Below are 2,085 nucleotides of genomic sequence, written 5' to 3'. Positions count from 1 at the left end.
TGCGGGCTACGCTGCAAAACTGTCGACGCCAGATTTCTACGGAATGACGACGCCGTTAACAGGGTGGGCAGTCCGTTTTCCGTGACCTGGTCCGTCACCCGTCGACGCAGCGATGACGGGCCAAACTGTTCGGCATGTATGCGCTCGTCGGCAATGTGCGCCGCCCGCAAGCCGTCGTAGAGGTCCTGAGCGAACGCCGACGGACCGCAAAGGTAGAAATCGAAATCGTCGAGGGGCAGGAGTGCTTTCAGCAAGGGCAGGTCAATGCGCCCCTGAGCTTCATGATCGCTGCCGAGAACGGCCGTCGGTTCGGGCTGACTGAGAATGCGCACCGCCTCGACAGCACCGTCGGCGCGCTCGATCAGTTCCTGCACTTCGCTGCCGAAAGCACGCTCGGCCAAGGTGCGCGCCGCGTGGATGAAAAATGTGTGGCGTACGCGGCGGGTACGCAGGCCTTCGTAGACCACCTCGCGCAGCATGGCCAGCAAAGGTGTGATTCCCACACCTGCCGACAGGAGAACCAGTGGGCGGAGTTCATGCGGGTCTACGACAAAATCGCCCAGCGGCGCACGGGCTTCAATTTCATCGCCGGTAGCGGTGTGGTCATGGAGGAACTGCGAAACCACTCCCTGGCGTTTGACGCTGATGCGATAGCAGCCATCCGACGGCGCCAGTGACAAGGTATAGGTGCGAATGGTCGGCGCTGCGCCGGGGGTGACGACCATCCGGATGGGCAGGTGCTGCCCCGCCTTGAACAAGGACAATCCGGCACCGTCGGCGGGTTCGAGATAGAACGACTTGATGGTCGAGCTTTCGTTGCTGATGCGTGCGACGCGAAAACGCCGCCATTGGTTGCGCAGCGCCTGTGCCTGCTGGCGAGCCAGGGCCTCTTCCCACGATCCGGTCATCAGCGAATTGGGCGAAATGTCGTCAAGACGCCAGCGCAGTTTCAGCACGCTGCGGTGGCGCAACCCCTTGTCGACATACAGACGCCAGAGTCGCTCAGCCCCCTGAAAGCTGTTGACTTCTTCACCCGTCAGGACCAGTTCGGTGCGACCGGTCAGTTGCAACAGATCGCCGTTGGCGAAGTCGACAAATACCAGGCCCGCCCTGGGATTCACGCGCAGATTGCCCAGCGTATTGAAAAACAGGTTGCCGGCAAAATCCGGGATGGTCAGCACCTCTTCGTCGATACGGACAAAACCGGCCTTGCCGCCGCGATGCGAGGCGTCGATCTGCCGCCTGCTTGCATCCCCCTCGGGATCCACATAGCTGGCGACGAAAAAGGTGTCGGCAGCGCGGATCAGGGCATTTGCCTCGGCATCGAGCTTCGGCAGCACTTCGGTTCGACCGACGAAGGGCCCGGCTGGATCCCCTGAAAACGTAAAGTTCCTTGTCTGAATGTACTGTGGGCAGTTGCCGAATGCATGCTCGACCTGCAGCATGATCTGGTGGCTGTCGCGCGTTACCACTTTGCCATTGACGCGATTGCGGCGGCGCGTTTGCAGATCAATGCCGAGTACGCCGATGGCGTCGCCCGGCATCAATGCATCGCGAACGGGATCGCCTTGGCCGGGCAGGGCGTTGATTTGCAGGTGTTGCGAATCGGGCGACTTCGCCAGACCGGCGCGCGCGTCGACGAGCGTCGCCCAGGGATCACCGGCCGCGTCGACGGCGGCGATCACCAGGAACGGGAGCTGCCGGTAAAACGCGCGATGCTGCTCCGGCATGAAGTCACGGACAGCCTGGCGACCAAAGACATCCATGCGCTCGGCGACGCCGAGGCTTTGTTGGAGCTCACGTTCGCCGCGGTGCCAGGGGGAAGCTGTTTCAGCGCTCATCGTTGTCAACTCCTGGTCGCAGACTGCGCCCGTACAAACTACTTACCAGTCTTGCTGGGTTATGGGAAGAAAGGAAAGACGCGGTTCCTGGGCAGACAGGGGTCTTCGGCAACGGCTTCGTTGTCGACCTTGCCCGAACGACCGCTTCCGATTTAACTCACTGACGACTTACGACCCGTGGCGGTGTTACGTCCTCCCCTGGCCAAGGTCTAAGGGCTCCAAATATCCCGCGTACGGTCGGGAA

General features: G+C 61.6%; 1 protein-coding gene. It reads right to left on the bottom strand.

What is annotated here, in order from left to right; all coding sequences use genetic code 11:
* Positions 1-1,841, bottom strand: a 1,841-nt coding sequence (locus ACCAA_RS07760) for a pyridoxamine 5'-phosphate oxidase family protein (protein WP_186406670.1), incomplete at its 3' end; no start/stop codon positions are given.
* Between the last annotated feature and the right edge of the window lie 244 nt (positions 1,842-2,085).

It is taken from the genome of Candidatus Accumulibacter aalborgensis (assembly GCF_900089955.1).
GTDB lineage: Bacteria > Pseudomonadota > Gammaproteobacteria > Burkholderiales > Rhodocyclaceae > Accumulibacter > Accumulibacter aalborgensis.
This window is presented reverse-complemented; position numbering and strand designations above follow the sequence as displayed.